A 14903-nucleotide genomic window follows, 5' to 3' on the forward strand; every position below is an offset into this window, starting at 1 on the left:
CGCTTCGGAATCAGGCGGCGCTTGATTCCGATAGTATAGCGGAAAAAGGAGGGCGCATACCGGTTTCTGCCGTGAACTTGCCAGGCAGCAACGGCAGGCAATCGCCTATCAGTATTGATATTCCTCGAAGATCGGCTCGACCGATTGGTTCCAGCGGCCATTGTAGAGCATCAGCAGATCGTCGGCGAGCGTGCCCTTCTTGGCAAGCACCTCATCAAGCGGCGAAAGGAACACAGTTTCGTCCTGCCCGTCGCCGTTCAGGCGATTGCGGTTCTTCAGGCCAAGGCGGGAAATGCCGATCACTTCGCGTGCGATATCAAGCAGACCGTGGCCCTTGATCAATGCTTTCAAGCCCTGTACCGGCACGACGTCACGCAGGGCGTTGACCTCTTGGAAGTTCCAATCCTTAGTCAGTTCGTCGGCAGCCGTCAGCGCCTCGTCATCATAGAGCAGGCCGACCCAAAAGGCCGGGAGCGCACAGATACGGCGCCACGGGCCACCGTCCGCGCCGCGCATTTCGAGGAAGCGCTTGAGGCGAACATCCGGGAAGAGGGTGGAGAGATGATTTGTCCAATCGCCCATCGTCGGTTGCCAATCGGCGATTTCGCCCTTCAGCGCACCGTCCATGAACTGGCGGAAGGTGATATGTGTACAGTCGTGATAGCGGCCGTCACGAACGACGAAATACATGGGAACGTCGAGTGCCCACTTCACATAATCTTCAAAGCTGAAATCGTCGCGGAACGTGAAATCGAGCAGGCCGCCGCGGCGATTATCTGTATCTTTCCAGATTTCGCCGCGCCAGGAGGAAAGCCCGTTCGGCTTGCCGTCCGTGAAGGGCGAAGAGGCAAAGAGCGCTGTTGCCAGTGACTGCAGCTTCATCGACACGCGCATCTTGCGGCGCATGTCGGCTTCCGACGAGAAGTCCAGGTTCACCTGAATCGTGCAGGTGCGGTACATCATGTCGAGACCCTTGGTGCCGACCTTCGGCATGTAGCGGGTCATGATCTCGTAGCGCGATTTTGGCATGCGCGGCGTTTCGGCGAGCGTCCACTTCGGGCTGCCGCCGACGCCGAGGAAGCGGATGCCCATCGGCTCGGCGATCTCGCGCACCGCCGCCAGGTGATTGTTGGATTCCTTGCAGGTCTGGTGGATGGTTTCGAGCGGAGCTCCGGAAAGTTCGAACTGGCCGCCCGGCTCGATCGAGATCGCGCCCATGCCCGAGGGTTCACCGAGCCCGATGATATTGTCACCGTCCATGATCGGATCCCAGCCGCTCTTCTTCTGTAGCCCCGTGAGGAGCGCGGAAATACTGGCTTCGCCGAAATACGGGACTGGGCTGTTGTCGGCGCGAAAGAACACGAATTTCTCGTGCTCGGTGCCGATTCGAAATTTCTCTTTCGGCTTATTGCCGGCAGCCAGATACGCCGTCATTTCCGAGACCGAGGAGAGCGGAGTCTGGTCGGTAGTATCGCGCGCCATGGTATTACCTTAGATCTCGGAGAAGAACCCGCGCCTGCCGCAGGTCAACAGGAGGGTGATTGACGCGGAATGACGTACGGCGCAAGTGAATTTCTTTCAAGGGTCGTTCAAAAAAATAGGATTTTATGTCTCGCAAGTGCATCACGCCGGTGGCAGGCACGAGCATATTTGCACAAGCGTTCAAGACGTCTCGCTATTCACGCCGATAGTTTTGCTTCCACTGACATCAAGCGGAGCATATCGATGAACGGCCCGAACGCCCTTTACTATTCCATACTTACATTGCTGCTGTCTTCGGTGGTCATCATGGGCAGCCCAGGCCCGTCCACGATTAGCGCAACCGCGATGGGCGCGGCCTATGGTTTCTGGCGATCGCTGGCCTATGTCTCCGGTCTCATCGCAGGCACCGTGGCGGTCTTGCTGGCCGTCGCCGCCGGCGTCGTTGCTGTTCTCTTGTCCGTGCCGCACGGCCCATTGCTGCTGACGGTAATTTCCGCCGTCTATATCCTCTATCTCGCTTTCAAGATCGCGACCGCGCCGCCGCTGTCTCGCCGCGACGATCAGGTCGCGGCGCCTGTCTTTTCCGGTGGGTTCCTGCTGGCCGTCGCCAATCCCAAGGCCTATCTTGCGATCGCCGCCGTCTTTGCCGGTGTCAGCCTGTTTCAGGATCAGAGGCTGCTCGACGCCACCGTCAAAATCGCGCTGCTTACGGTGATGATCGTCGCCATCCACATGGTCTGGCTTCTTCTCGGCGCTTCCCTATCCCGTTTTCTCCGAGATCCGAAGATCTCGCGGATCGTCAACATCTCGCTGGCGATCCTGTTGATCGTTGCGACCTTCGCTGCCAGTCTTGAGTGAAGCCTCAGTGCCAGTCGCCGATCGCGGCCTGGATTACCGCCATGGCGGCTACAGCCGCCGTATCGGCACGCAGGATGCGGGGACCAAGCGGAATGGCGGTGACGAAATCGAGGCTGCGCAAGAGGGAGCGCTCTTCTTCGGAAAAACCTCCTTCGGGGCCGACCAGCAGTGCCAGATGCTTCTCCTTTACCTGCGTCAAAAGCGGCAGCGGATTTTGGCCGGCATCGCCCTCGTCGCAATAGATGATGCGGCGCTCGCGCGGCCAGCGGGCTAGCAGATCGGCAAGCTTCACAGGTTCGGCCACGTCGGGGATGCCGAGGATGCCGCACTGCTCCGCCGCCTCGATGACATTGGCCTTGACCTTGTCGAGGTTGGTGATCTTGCCTTGCACATGCTGGGTCATGACCGGCTGAAGCAGCCCGGCACCCATTTCCACCGCCTTCTGAACGAGGTAGTCGAGCCGTCCTACCTTCAGCGGCGCGAAGAGATAGTGCAGGTCGGACGGGGCTGGCTGCGACCGCGTTTCCTCGACCGGCGTCAGCATGATGCGTTTGCGGGTCGGGAAGGAGACCCTGACTTTCCACTCTCCGTCGCGGCCGTTGAAGACAAGAAGTTCAGCACCATCCTCCATGCGCAGCACATTGGCGAGATAGTTGAACTGATCCTGGTCAACCTCGATGGCGGTACCAGCTGTGATGTCTGACGTCACGTACAGCCGCTGCATGCGAAAATTGGCGCGCATGGATTATCCCCGGAATTAACTGCAACACTGAGACGGAGCGGCTCGAAGATCCGGCGAGAAACCGAACCGCTCTAAATGAAGAGCGCGACCATAACCCAATATACGGCGGCAGCAAGCAGGGCAGCGACCGGCACGGTGATTGCCCAAGCGGCGATGATGGTCATGAAATGCGAACGACGCACAAGCCGGCGGCGATGAACCTCATCGGGATTGCGCTCATCAGCAGCCTCCGGCTCTTGCCAGGGAATACCTGCAGCTTCGGCTTTCTTGCGCATATAAGCAAAGCGCCGCTTGGAACGGCTGGTCGACCACTCGCGGAAGAAGCCGACCCCGAAGACCGCGCCGACGGCGATATGGGTCGAACTCACCGGGAAACCGAACCAAGCGGCCACGATGACGGTGAGGGCGGCCGACACGGCGACGCAATAGGCACGCATCGGATTGAGTTTGGTGATCTGTTCACCAAGCAGGCGGATGAGTCGCGGTCCATAGAGCAGAACGCCGACCGAGATGCCGCAGCCGCCGATCATGACGACCCAAAAGGGCGCCTTCTGTGTCGTCGTTTCAGCAAGGACATTGAGGGAGCCGCCAAGTCCGATATCGCGGACGATCGCAGCCAGCGGCCCGATGGCGTTGGCGACGTCGTTGGCGCCATGCGCGAAGGACATCAAGGCCGCCGAGCAGATCAACGGCAGGCGAAAAAGCTTGCGCAGTGAGCTGTTCTTGTTTTCGAGCCCGACCGACTGCGCCTTGACCAGCGGCCGCGCGCCGAGCCAAGCGATGATGCCGACCCCGAGGCCGATCGCCAGATTGAGGATATTGGGTATGACGCCTTTGGGCTCCAGCTGGACGACGAGATAGCCCGAAAAGGCGCCGGCCATCAGCCCGATCAGGATGGGAATCCAGTATCTGGCGGCGGCAATCTTGTCGTCGCGATAGATGATGCATGTCTCTATGAAATAGAGGATGCCAGCCGCGATGGTGCCGCCGAGAAAGGGCGTTACAACCCAGCCTGCGGAAATGGCGGCCAGTGTGTTCCAGTTCACGAGTTCCGGGCCGGCAGCGGCTGCGCCTGCGCCGACGACGGCGCCCACGATGGTATGTGTCGTCGAAACCGGCGCTTTCCGCCAGGTGGCGAAATTGATCCAAAGCGCTGCGGCGAGAAGGGCTGCCATCATCAGCCAGGCAAGCTTGCCGACACTCATGATGCGGTTGGTGTCGACGATATGAGTCGAGATCGTGTTGATGACCGGGCCGCCGGCGATCGTTGCCCCGAGAATCTCGAAAAATGCCGCCATAACGAGGGCTTGCGCCATAGTGATCGCACGTGCACCGACGGCCGCGCCGACATTGTTGGCGACGTCCTTGGCGCCGATGTTCATGGCCATGTAACTGGCAAGCGCCACCGCAGCAAAGATTAGCGTCGCCCCGGGCTGGTCGAGCACGTAGATCCCGGCAAAGACCATGGCAAGACCGAGAAAGATCAGACCGATGCCCGGCGCCACCAGACGCCTCGTGACGTGATGCGTCGCATCCTCGACATAGGTGAATTTGTCGAGGTCCTTGTCGAGCGTCCTTTTTGCTGGTGTGGCCGGTCGATCGGGCATTCAATTCTCTGGATCAAAACTCTCGTATTGCGCTGACCGATGAGGCGCGCAATGTCCGCCATGCACACTGGCACAGTTTTTTGTGACGAATGTGGCTTATTTCGCCTGAGTGGCGACGGAAGCTGCCGTCATTCGCTGGGCGAAGGCAAGAATGAGATCGTGCAGCTCCGGTTCGCGAACACGTTCGGCGGCTTCCTCGAAGGAAACCCACTCCATGGAGCGCTCACCCTTTTCCTTGAAGTTCTTGGCGAGTTCGCTGACTTCGAGAGCATAGACCTGCACCCGGCATGGCACCTGAATGCCGTCCTTCAGCACCTTGTCGTAGCCGAACGAGCCGAGCGGCTCGCTTTCCACCACGCCGCGCACGCCTGCCTCTTCGTAGGCCTCGCGGGCAGCCACCTCGTGGGAGAGCTTAGCCGACATCGGCCATCCCTTGGGAATGACCCAGCGCCCGGTGTCGCGGCTAGTTAGCAACAGCATCTCAAATTGTCCGGTCTTCTTTTTCACCCGATAGCAAAGCGCAGCATATTGCTGTCGCGGCGGACGCCGAAACATGAGTTGCACATCATTTGCTATGCGGCTGAGGAAGGCCAATTGTCGGTTCACCTTTAAGGGTTGGAGTGGCAGTTTGAGTCTATATTATCATTTCGCGGAAAAATTTGCGCTCCACAGAACGCTATATGGTATTTCCCCACACATTTATTGAGTGCTACGTAGATAAAAATAGAAAGATTTGCCTTCTGATATTCGCCAGCGCTTTTGCTGAAAGCGACATTCCACAGCGTTTCCGTGCCGCAGATGGCGCAATCGCATGGATGTTGCTGCTATCGTTTTGGAAAGAAAGAAAAAACTTATTATGTCCGGACGCATCCCGCCTCGACGCCTGCCGCCCTTGAACGCGCTGCGTGCCTTCGATGCGGTTGTGCGCTGCGGCAGCATCCTGAAGGCGGCCGACGAGCTTGGCGTCGTGCGCGGGGCTATCAGGCAGCAGCTGAATCTGCTGGAGGCACATTTTGGCGTACCCCTATTCGACCGGGAGAATGGCAGGCTGGTGCTGACGGCGAAGGGCAGGGCATTCGCCGATTCCGTTGGTGTCGCCCTTGGCATCCTCACGCGGGCCTCCGCCGAACTTTCTGTTGCCGAACGGCGGTCGATTCGGCTTGGCGTTCCCTCGGCCTTTGCCGTCTGGTGGCTGATGCCGCGCGTCGCCGCGCTTCAGACGGCACTTCAGGATATCGATATCGACATCGTGCCGATGGCGACAGTCGAACCGCTTGCCAAGCGCCCCGACCTCGAAGCGGTCATCATGGGCGGCGAATACCGGCCGATGCGCGATATCACCGCTATCCGCTTCATGGAGGATGAGTTCGGCCCCATCGCAACGCCCGATGTCGCCGATCGCCTCGGGCTTGCCAACGGTGTTCCGGCGCTTGCCGGAGCCGTTGCTCTTGCAAGCCGTTCCGCCCCGAGCCTGTGGGAGGATTGGTTTGCCGAAAGCGGCCATGCCCCCATCCGCTTTGCCGGCAATCGCGAATTCGAAGACCTGCTGCTTGCGATCGGCGCCGCCCGCTCGGGCCTCGGGGTGGCCATCGCCCCACGTACCGCCATTGGCGAGGATATCGATCGCGGCATTCTGGTTGCCCCCTTCGGCTTCATCCGTAGGCCGGCGGGCTATAGCCTCAGCATTCGCAGCAGCGATGTGAAGGCCCCGGCGTTGGTACGATTGGCGGATTGGCTAAGCGAGGCAGGGGCGGAACCGGCTTAGCACAGCATCAAAGAGAGACGCATTCACATGGCAGATTTTCTGCCATGCAACGCAGCGCAATGTCCATCGACACCTCCTTTGCGATCATGCCAGATCGCGGCATCGAACCAACCGGCAGGAGCGCATCATGGATCAGCCTTCTTCTCTTTCGCGTATCGACTGGGTGGCGCGCAGCTGCCGTCTGCTGGCGACCACAGCAGCGGAATTTCGTGACACAAAACCCTTTGCCGGCCTCACAATCGGCACCGGCATTCACCTCGAGCCGAAGACCGTTGCGCTGCTGATGACGCTGCGTGCCGGCGGCGCGGATCTCGTCTGCACTGGCAATCTCAACAGCACCCAGCCGGAAACGGTAGACTATCTGCGCGCTCAGGGCATCAAGGTGTTTGCGACACAGACCCGCGACGCGGAGGAGCATGGTGCGAGCCTCGACGCGATCCTGGCGGAAAAGCCGGACCTGCTGCTCGACAATGGCGGCGACCTCTTCGCTCGCGCGGCCGACAGGCCCTATGCCAATCTGCTTGGCGGCACCGAGGAAACCACATCGGGCCGCACCCGGCTGATGCCGATGCGCGACAGGCTTAACATGCCGATCCTCGTTATCAACGACAGCCCGATCAAGCAGTTCGCCGAAAACCGACATGCCGTCGGGCAGAGCATGTTCGAAAGCTATCTGCGCTTCACCAACCGCTCCACCAATGGCAAACATGTGACCGTCTTTGGTTACGGCGCCTGTGGTAAGGGCACAGCCGCATGCTTCCGCAATGCATTCTCCACCGTCAGCGTCGTCGATATCGATCCGGTGACTACACTCGAAGCTCATCTCGATGGCTTCACAACGCCACTGCGTGAATCGGCGATCCGCTCCGCCGATATCCTGATCACTGTGACAGGCTATCCGGACATCATCACGGTTGCCGATCTGCCCCTGATCAAGGACGGCGCGATCCTGATGAACGGCGGCCACTTCCCGCATGAGATCGATGTCGAAGGGTTCCGCAACAGTCCCGATGTCGTCGGCGTCGATCGCTACAAAGCTGAGCAGATCGAGACCATCCGCATGCGAGATGGCCGTGCCTTCCACATTCTCGGCGGCGGCCACATGGCCAATCTGGCCGGCCCGCGTCCGCTGGGGAATACTGTCGAATCCATGGATCTCGGCTTTGCCCTTCAGGCGCGATGCCTGGAGAGGGTCGCCAAGGGCAACCTCGGCAAGGAGGCCTGCGTTATTCCCGTTCCCACTGACATCGATGCCCTGGTCGCCTCCGCCTATCTCAACCTGGCGCGATAGGCATCATGTTCCGGACAGCGCCTGCGGCAGCAATCGGTCGTAGAGTGCCGCCATATCGTCGCCGAAGCAGCAGAAGATGATTTCATCGAAGGCGCCATCCTTGCTTTCGGCAAGGGTAGTGCCAATTGCGATCCTCGTCGCCGGCTCGGCGGGAAAGCGATAGATGCCGGTCGAGATCGCAGGAAAGGCGATCGTCTTCAACTTATGCTGCCGGGCAAGGCCGAGACTGTTGCGGTAACAGCCGGCGAGCAGTGCCTCTTCACCGTGGTCGCCGTCATTCCAGACGGGGCCGACCGTATGAATCACATGCCTTGCCGGCAGGCGATATCCGCCGGTCATCTTTGCCTGGCCGGTCTTGCAACCATTCAGCGTCCGGCATTCCGCCAGGAGATCCGGCCCGGCGGCGCGATGGATCGCCCCGTCCACTCCACCGCCGCCGAGCAGGCTGCTATTGGCCGCATTGACGATGGCATCGACCGAAAGCCTGGTGATATCGCCAACCATCACGGTGAGGCGCGTCTTCGAGTTGAGATCAAGATCGGAACGGATGCTCTCGGGCGCGGACATGACGGTTTCCTCGATCCTTTAAAGGGTTCTCATCGCTCCCAATAGGGAACAGGGCCGTAAAGTTCCGCCAGAAAGTCGATGAAGACACGCACTTTCGCCGGCAGGAACTGCCGGCTGGGATAAACGGCCGATAACGTCACATTGTGCGAGCCTTCATAGGCCGGCAGCACCTGAACGAGGCGGCCGTCCCGCAGTTCCCCCCCGATATCCCAGGTCGAGCGCAGCGCAATGCCGAGGCCGGCGATGACGGCTTCGCGCACGACCTCGCTGGAATTGGTTATGAGCCTGCCTTCGGGCCGGAAGATCAGGCTGCCTTTCGGTCCCTCCAGCCGCCACGGATCGAGATTGTGCGCCGGCAGGCAGATATGCCGGCGCAGATCGTCGATATCCTCGGGCATGCCATGGGCGTCGATATAGGCAGGGGAGGCGCAGAGTACGCGGCGCACCGGCGCGAGCCTGCGCGCGACGAGACTGGAATCCGTCAATTCGGCAATGCGGATGGCAAGATCGAAGCCGCCGCCGACGATATCGACGAATTCGTCGCTGAGCACGAGATTGAGCGCCAGTTCGGGATGGGCCTGCATGAAGGATTTCAGATGCGGCGCGATGTGCAACCGGCCGAAGGATGTCGGAGCGGAGATCTTCAGCGTGCCGTGCATTTGTGAGGAGCGCCCGGCAATATAGGCTTCCGCCTCTTCCAGCCCGGCAAGAATGGCAAGCACTCGATCGTAGAAGCCCTGGCCTGCCTCTGTTAGCGAAATCTGCCGCGTGGTGCGCTGCAGAAGCCGCGTGCCGAGCCTATCTTCAAGGCGCTTGATGCGCTTGGAAATGACGGCCGGCGAAAAGCCAAGTGCGCGGCCGGTCAGGGACATGCTGCCGGTCGCCACGACACTCGCAAAGATTTCGAGATCCCCTAAATTGGTCATGCAGAATTATTTCCTGTTTTGGAATAAGTGCTTATCATTTGCTCCAAACTTGGGAAAGCGCTAAGCCTGTAATGCCCCTAGAGCCGGATGATTTTAGGTCTGTTTGACCTAAAATCTGAATCCGCTCTAGAAGCAAAGAAGTAGAGCATGATGTCGTCCGAAAACCGATCACACTTTTCGGCATCATGCTCAAAAAGGGGCTATATCCGACGGGATGCAGGAGGAGGACGGCATGGTGGAGGCCATTTCATTTCTGGAGCCGCGTGCGGATGTTTTGGCCCGGCGCAGCGCGATCGTTGCCGATCTCGCCGATCTTCTCGCGCCGGAATGCTTAATCCACGAGCAGCGCGAACTCGTGCCCTTCGAAACCGATGCCTTCGTGTCCTATCGCCGCCTGCCTCTCGCCGTCGCCTTGCCGCGCTCGACGGCGGAAGTGTCTGCCGTGATGAAATATTGCCATCGCTACGGCATTCCCATCGTGCCGCGCGGCGCCGGCACCTCGCTTTCCGGCGGCGCCATACCGCAGGAGGATGCCGTCGTTCTCGGCCTCTCCAAGATGAACCGCATCCTCGATATCGATTATGCCAACCGCACTGCGACCGTGCAGGCGGGGGTGACGAACCTGCACGTTTCCGAAAGCGTTTCGGCCGATGGCTTCTTCTATGCGCCCGACCCGAGTTCGCAGCTTGCCTGTACCATCGGCGGCAATATCGGCATGAATTCCGGCGGCGCCCATTGTCTGAAATACGGCGTTACGACCAACAATCTCCTCGGAGTCAAGCTTGTCCTGACCGACGGCACCGTCATCGATCTCGGCGGCAAGGCTCTGGATGCGCCGGGCTACGATCTGCTCGGCCTCGTCTGCGGCTCCGAAGGCCAGCTCGGCATCGTTACCGAGGCGACGGTGCGGCTCATCGCCAAGCCGGAAGGCGCCCGGCCGGTGCTCTTCGGCTTCGACAGTTCCGAGGAGGCGGGCGCCTGTGTCGCCGATGTCATCGCCGCCGGCATCGTGCCTGTCGCGATCGAGTTCATGGACAAGCCGGCAATCGAAATCTGCGAAGCCTTCGCTAAAGCCGGTTATCCGCTTGATGTTGAGGCTCTCTTGATCGTCGAGGTCGAAGGCTCCGAGGCGGAGATGGATGACATGCTTGCCAGCATCGTCACTATTGCCCGCATCCACAAGGTTAAGACCGTGCGCGAATGCCAGTCGGCAACCGAGGCGGCGCTGATCTGGAAAGGCCGGAAATCTGCCTTCGGTGCTACCGGCCGTATCGCCGATTATATCTGCATGGATGGTACTGTGCCTCTCAGCCAGCTCTCCTATGTGCTTCAGAAGACGACGGAAATCGTCGATCGCTATGGCTTGCGTGTCGCCAATGTTTTCCACGCTGGCGATGGCAACATGCATCCGCTGATCCTCTTCAATGCCAATGACCCCGATGAGGCGGCCAAGGCGGAAGCGGCCGGCAACGATATCCTTAGGCTGTGCGTCGATGCCGGCGGTTGCCTCACCGGCGAACATGGCGTCGGCATCGAGAAGCGCGATCTGATGCGGCACCAATATGCCCCTGTCGATCTCGCCCAGATGATGTCGGTGCGCGCAGCCTTCGATCCCGGCTGGATCCTCAATCCGTCCAAAGTCTTCCCGCTCGATGGGCGCAACGCCGCATGATCGAGTTTCGCCCCAGGACCGAGGAAGAAGTGGCCTCAATCATCGGCGATCATACGGCGCGCGGCGCGGCTTTGGCGATCGTCGGCAGCAACACGCGATCCGGCTTCGGCAATGCAGTCGCGTCCGAAGCGGTGCTCTCGTCACGCGGCCTGACCGGCGTCGTCGCCTACAATCCAGGTGAGATGGTGATGACGGCCCGTGCCGGCACCCCGGCCGCCGAGATCGAGGCCGCTCTTGCCGAGGCCGGCCAGATGATGGCCTTCGAGCCGATGGATCATAGGCCGCTGATGGCGACCGAAGGCGAGCCAACGATCGGCGGCATTTTCGCAGCCAATGTCTCCGGCCCGCGCCGTTTCGTCAGCGGTGCGGCGCGCGACAGTCTGCTCGGGGTCCGTTTCGTCAATGGCAAGGGCGAGATCGTCAAGGCCGGGGGGAGGGTGATGAAGAATGTCACCGGTCTCGATCTCGTCAAGCTGATGGCCGGTTCGCACGGAACGCTCGGTCTTCTGACCGAGGTGACGTTCCGCGTGCCGCCGAAGCCGAAGACCGAGGAGACGATTATCCTCTCCGGTCTCAACGATGCGGAGGCAGCCAATGCCATGGCCGCCGCCATGGCCCTGCCGCTCGAAGTATCGGGCGCCGCCCATCTGCCGCTAACCGTCGCCTGGTCATTTCTCGACGGCAAGCTGCCGCAAGGCGAGGCGACGGTGCTGCGCATCGAAGGTCTTCCGAGCTCTGTCTTGGTCCGCGGCGAAAAGCTTTCCGCCGCCATGGGCCGGCTGGGGTCGGTGAAACGTCTCGAGGGGGATGACAGCCGCAGGCTCTGGCGCGAGATCCGCAATGTGAAGCCCTATGCGGATGGCACCTCGCGTCCTGTCTGGCGCGTCTCGATCGCCCCCGGCACGGGCCACCGGCTTGTCGCGGCCCTTCGCCTGGAGGAGGGCGTGGATGCCTATTACGATTGGCAGGGCGGGCTCGTGTGGATGCGCATGGAAGCCGAGCCGGAGGGCGATATGCTGAGGCGCTACATTCATGCGCTTGGCGGCGGGCACGCCACCTTGATGCGCGCCATCCCAGCCCACCGCGCGATAACGCCGGCTTTCCAGCCGCAACCCGAAGCCGTGGCGCTGCTGTCAGCGCGCGTGAAGGAAAAATTCGATCCGGCGGGGATTTTCAATCCGGGGAAGATGGGGTGATGTAGATGGAGTCTTTGGCTAGTTACTCCCTTACCCTAGCCCTCTCCCTGAGGTGGAGAGGGGACAACCCAATTCTGCGTGGCTTTTCACCATCGACGATAACGGAGTTACGGTGTCCCCAACTCCTTCTCCCCTCGGGGAGAAGGTGCCCGACAGGGCCGATGAGGGGGCTTTGTGCGAAGGAGCCAGCAATCGCCCATTCTTTGGCGCGAAAGTAGGGAAAGCCGGATGCAAACCAATTTCACGCCCGAACAGCTTGCCGATCCGCATGTGGCCGAGTCCGAGGCGATCCTGCGCAAATGCGTGCATTGCGGCTTCTGCACCGCCACCTGTCCGACCTATGTCACGCTCGGCAATGAGCTCGACAGCCCGCGCGGCCGCATCTACCTCATCAAGGATATGCTGGAAAACGGCCGGGCTGCCGATGCCGAGGTGGTGACGCATATCGACCGTTGCCTTTCCTGCCTCGCCTGCACCACGACCTGTCCGTCCGGGGTCGACTACATGCACCTGATCGACCATGCGCGTGTTCATATCGAGAATACCTACAAGCGCCCGCTGATGGACCGACTGACTCGCAAGGTGCTGGCAGCCGTACTGCCCTATCCCGGCCGGTTCCGGCTGGCCTTACGGCTTGCCAGCATCGGCCGGCCGTTCAAGGGCTTGTTGAGACGCGTTCCGGCCTGGAAGGCTTTCGCCGCCATGCTCGATCTTGCGCCGCGCAGCATTCCCGCGCCATCGCCTCTTGCCAAGCCGGGGCTGCATGCGCCGCAGGCCGAGCGGCGCGGCCGCGTGGCAATCTTGACGGGTTGCGCCCAGCCGGTGCTCGATCCGGAGATCAACGCGGCGACCATCCGCTTGCTGACGCGCCTCGGCGTTGAGGTTGTGGTGCCGGAAGGGGAGGTCTGCTGCGGCTCGCTCGTCCACCATATGGGGCGCGAGGAGCAGGCGCTTGCCGCCGCCCGCGCCAATGTCGATGTCTGGATAGGCGAGATCGAGGCGGGAGGGCTGGATGGCATCATCATCACGGCGTCGGGTTGCGGTACGACGATCAAGGACTACGGCCATATGCTGCGCCTCGATCCAGCCTATGCCGACAAGGCGGCAAGGGTCTCGGCGCTCGCCAAGGACATCACCGAATATCTCGCAAGTCTCGACCTTCCCTCGCATATGCCGCGCGGCATCACCGTCGCCTATCATTCCGCCTGCTCCATGCAGCATGGGCAGAAGATCACCATAGCGCCGAAGCTCCTGTTGAAAGCCGCGGGCTTTACGGTACGCGACCCGGCGGAAGGTCACCTCTGTTGCGGCTCGGCCGGCACCTACAACATCATGCAGCCGGAAATTTCGGCTGAGCTGAAGGCACGCAAGGTCCGCAATATAGAAGCAACGAAAGCTGATATCATCGCAACGGGCAATATCGGTTGCATCACGCAGATCGCGACGGCGACCGGTATCCCCATCCTGCATACGGTGGAGCTGCTGGACTGGGCTTATGGTGGCGAGATGCCGGAAAAGTTAAAAGATCTGCAGCCTGCCGCTGCCTAATGCAGCTTGTCCGGCGTGGGTAGGCGATGAGCCTGCCATTCGATTTCGAACCGATCGGCGGCAATGCGTGTCATGCTGATGCGCTCCTGGCCCTCTTCGAAGAAGATCCCGTCCACCAAGCCGGCAATGCCATCGTAAAACGAGCCTTCGACGAGGCTGGTGATCCCAGGCATTTCGCGTCCCACTGCAGTAAAATCGACAACCGACATGCATTGCCGTCGACCATCGGCAAACACGTCGATGAGGCGCGGAACATCGCCGGTGATGTCGACCTCGTAATAAACGATGACCGGCTCCTCGCTTTCCGGATGGATCCAGTCGCATCTGTAATAGGAAAAGCTCATGTGCTGGAACATAGCACAAGATCCCCCAGGCCTGAACCGGTTTGAGGGATTGATTGCTACTTCAGCCTGAGCAGCGTCAGAAGTTGAACGAGACGCCGAAGTCGAGCGCGTGCGTAAAGACCCTGGTCTTCAGCGTATCGCCGCTGTCGATCGAGACGTTGTTCACGAAGTTATAGTTGCCCTTATATTCGACGAAGGTCGACCAGTGCTTGGCGAATTGGTAGCTCACACCCGCCTGCGCCTGCAGCGAAGCGCCGCCGAACTGGTAGTCGAAGGTCGTGCCCGATGCGCGGGTGACTTCGACGTGCGGCACGTTGATGCCGGCGCCGAGGCCGACATAGGGCGTCCAGTTGCGGCTCGGATCCTGGAAGCGGTAGAGCGCATTCAGCGTCAGCATGTTCAGGCCGTCGGTGAATTCGAAATGCGACCAGCCGGGCGTATTGCCGAGATCGCCATAGACCTTCGCATGGGTATAATCGAGCGACACGCCCCAGTTCGGCTTGTCCAACTCATCGAGCCACCAGATGCCGCGGAAGCCGAAATAGGGTGGCATCTTGAAGGACTTGCCCGACCAGTTCGGATCGAAATCGGCGCCGTCCGATGTGGTCACATTGCTGCCGGTTGCGGCCTGCACGCCGCCGTAAGCGGAAAATTGCATCTCTGCCGAGGCAGAGCTTGCGGCAAATATGAATGCGGAAGTCGCAAGCGCGGCAAGTGCCGGCTGCTTAATGCGAAATGCACGACGCATATGAGATCCCCGGATGGCAAAGTGCTGCTATCTAAACGCGCTTCCGTGACACTTCTATTGCAGGCACGGGTAGACAAGTATGGCTTAGGAGGGAAAACTGACGCTAAACTGAAGATCGTGACCCGTTTTTTGGGGATGCGACGCGATAAATGGCGAG

At 60.5% G+C, this 14903-nt stretch carries 14 protein-coding genes; 6 read left to right on the forward strand and 8 right to left on the reverse strand.

The window, feature by feature from the left end; translation table 11 throughout:
* Positions 1 to 108: 108 nt before the first annotated feature.
* Entirely contained in the window at positions 109 to 1482 is a 1374-nt protein-coding gene (locus ACYJRZ_RS08690; protein WP_459458020.1) for a glutamate--cysteine ligase, read from the reverse strand.
* A 243-nt stretch (positions 1483 to 1725) separates the two neighbouring features.
* Between ACYJRZ_RS08690 and ACYJRZ_RS08695 the strand changes: the two genes are divergently transcribed.
* Positions 1726 to 2340 carry a LysE family translocator gene (locus ACYJRZ_RS08695; protein ID WP_459458022.1) on the forward strand — a complete coding sequence of 205 codons (615 nt, stop codon included), beginning with the start codon at positions 1726 to 1728 and terminating at the stop codon, positions 2338 to 2340.
* A 4-nt stretch (positions 2341 to 2344) separates the two neighbouring features.
* On the opposite strand, the gene ACYJRZ_RS08700 is transcribed toward ACYJRZ_RS08695, so the two are convergent.
* From ACYJRZ_RS08700 to ACYJRZ_RS08710, 3 genes are all read right to left on the reverse strand, one after another.
* Entirely contained in the window at positions 2345 to 3082 is a 738-nt protein-coding gene (locus tag ACYJRZ_RS08700; RefSeq protein WP_459458024.1) for a 16S rRNA (uracil(1498)-N(3))-methyltransferase, read from the reverse strand.
* A 71-nt stretch (positions 3083 to 3153) separates the two neighbouring features.
* Positions 3154 to 4689: an inorganic phosphate transporter gene (locus ACYJRZ_RS08705; protein WP_459458026.1), complete on the reverse strand. Its 1536-nt coding sequence runs from the start codon at positions 4687 to 4689 to the stop codon at positions 3154 to 3156.
* A 96-nt stretch (positions 4690 to 4785) separates the two neighbouring features.
* Entirely contained in the window at positions 4786 to 5283 is a 498-nt protein-coding gene (locus ACYJRZ_RS08710; RefSeq protein ID WP_459458028.1) for an NUDIX hydrolase, read from the reverse strand.
* Positions 5284 to 5545: 262 nt separating this feature from the next.
* Between ACYJRZ_RS08710 and ACYJRZ_RS08715 the strand changes: the two genes are divergently transcribed.
* Both ACYJRZ_RS08715 and ACYJRZ_RS08720 read left to right on the forward strand, forming a co-directional pair.
* Positions 5546 to 6454 carry a LysR substrate-binding domain-containing protein gene (locus ACYJRZ_RS08715; protein WP_459458030.1) on the forward strand — a complete coding sequence of 303 codons (909 nt, stop codon included), beginning with the start codon at positions 5546 to 5548 and terminating at the stop codon, positions 6452 to 6454.
* Between the two features lie 127 nt (positions 6455 to 6581).
* Positions 6582 to 7745 carry an adenosylhomocysteinase gene (locus tag ACYJRZ_RS08720; RefSeq protein WP_459458031.1) on the forward strand — a complete coding sequence of 388 codons (1164 nt, stop codon included), beginning with the start codon at positions 6582 to 6584 and terminating at the stop codon, positions 7743 to 7745.
* Between the two features lie 3 nt (positions 7746 to 7748).
* Here ACYJRZ_RS08720 and ACYJRZ_RS08725 read toward each other — a convergent pair whose 3' ends face one another.
* Together ACYJRZ_RS08725 and ACYJRZ_RS08730 are read right to left on the reverse strand one after the other, a co-directional pair.
* Positions 7749 to 8312: an O-acetyl-ADP-ribose deacetylase gene (locus ACYJRZ_RS08725; protein WP_459458032.1), complete on the reverse strand. Its 564-nt coding sequence runs from the start codon at positions 8310 to 8312 to the stop codon at positions 7749 to 7751.
* Positions 8313 to 8341: 29 nt separating this feature from the next.
* Positions 8342 to 9238: a LysR family transcriptional regulator gene (locus ACYJRZ_RS08730; RefSeq protein ID WP_095434035.1), complete on the reverse strand. Its 897-nt coding sequence runs from the start codon at positions 9236 to 9238 to the stop codon at positions 8342 to 8344.
* Between the two features lie 232 nt (positions 9239 to 9470).
* On the opposite strand from ACYJRZ_RS08730, the gene ACYJRZ_RS08735 reads away from it, so the two are divergent.
* The 3 genes from ACYJRZ_RS08735 (at position 9471) to glcF (ending at position 13654) form a co-directional block, all read left to right on the forward strand.
* Positions 9471 to 10910, forward strand: coding sequence for an FAD-linked oxidase C-terminal domain-containing protein (locus ACYJRZ_RS08735; RefSeq protein ID WP_459458033.1), 1440 nt, complete (start codon positions 9471 to 9473; stop codon positions 10908 to 10910).
* Positions 10907 to 12106, forward strand: a complete 1200-nt coding sequence (locus ACYJRZ_RS08740; protein WP_459458034.1) for an FAD-binding protein — start codon at positions 10907 to 10909, stop codon at positions 12104 to 12106. The genes ACYJRZ_RS08735 and ACYJRZ_RS08740 overlap by 4 nt, the downstream gene beginning before the upstream one ends.
* Positions 12107 to 12334: 228 nt before the next feature.
* Positions 12335 to 13654 carry a glycolate oxidase subunit GlcF gene (gene glcF / locus ACYJRZ_RS08745; protein WP_459458035.1) on the forward strand — a complete coding sequence of 440 codons (1320 nt, stop codon included), beginning with the start codon at positions 12335 to 12337 and terminating at the stop codon, positions 13652 to 13654.
* On the opposite strand, the gene ACYJRZ_RS08750 is transcribed toward glcF, so the two are convergent.
* Both ACYJRZ_RS08750 and ACYJRZ_RS08755 read right to left on the reverse strand, forming a co-directional pair.
* Positions 13651 to 14010: a DUF6881 domain-containing protein gene (locus ACYJRZ_RS08750; protein WP_459458036.1), complete on the reverse strand. Its 360-nt coding sequence runs from the start codon at positions 14008 to 14010 to the stop codon at positions 13651 to 13653. The two genes, glcF and ACYJRZ_RS08750, sit on opposite strands and share 4 nt — an antisense overlap.
* Before the next feature lie 64 nt (positions 14011 to 14074).
* Positions 14075 to 14746 carry an outer membrane protein gene (locus tag ACYJRZ_RS08755; RefSeq protein ID WP_459458038.1) on the reverse strand — a complete coding sequence of 224 codons (672 nt, stop codon included), beginning with the start codon at positions 14744 to 14746 and terminating at the stop codon, positions 14075 to 14077.
* Positions 14747 to 14903 lie beyond the last annotated feature (157 nt).

The sequence above is a fragment of the Rhizobium sp. No.120 genome (genome assembly GCF_054558365.1).